The organism is Aerococcus sp. L_32 (genome assembly GCF_050689315.1).
In genome coordinates this window covers 1-663 of sequence record NZ_JBOEQF010001030.1, presented here as the reverse complement: position 1 = coordinate 663, position 663 = coordinate 1, and the positions used below count along the sequence as shown (strand labels likewise).

Genomic DNA, 663 nt, shown 5'->3' with positions numbered 1-663 from the left:
AAGACTAGCTCCTCCTACGAGCGCACCGTCAACGTCCTCTTTTTCAAGCAACTCAGCAATGTTAGCTGGTTTTACAGAACCACCGTATAAAATACGTGTTTGGTCTGCTGCTTCTTTACCAGCGATTTCAAATAATAAATCACGGATGTGTGCTGACATGTCTTGTGCATCATCAGCAGAAGCTGTTTTACCAGTACCGATTGCCCAGATTGGTTCATAAGCGATTACGGCTTGTGCAACTTGATCAGCAGTTAAACCTTCAAGAGCAGCACGGATTTGTCCACTAACCCACTCTTTTTCTTGGCCAGCTTCACGAGTTTCTAACGTCTCACCACAGCAAATGATTGGCGTCATGTTGTGACTAAAGATACTTGCTGCTTTTTTACGTACATCTTCATCAGTTTCGCCGAATAATTCACGACGTTCTGAGTGACCGATGATAACGTAAGGTACGCCTAATGCTTCTAAAGCTAGCGGAGAAATTTCACCTGTGAAGGCACCGTCATCTTCAAAGTGTACATTTTGTGCACCAATTTGGATGTCAGTACCTGCTACTTCTTCGATTAATTTTTCAATGTAGATTGCTGGTGGAGCAATTAAAGATTCAGCATCCGTTTGTGGGAAACCTTCTTTAAGTGCAGCAACGAATTCGTGAGCTTCAGT

1 protein-coding gene is annotated in these 663 nt (G+C 43.1%); it reads right to left on the bottom strand.

Features of this window, described 5'->3' with window-relative positions; all coding sequences use genetic code 11:
* Positions 1–663, bottom strand: a 663-nt coding sequence (gene tpiA, locus ACRCJ0_RS18030; protein ID WP_431391511.1) for a triose-phosphate isomerase, incomplete at both ends; no start/stop codon positions are given.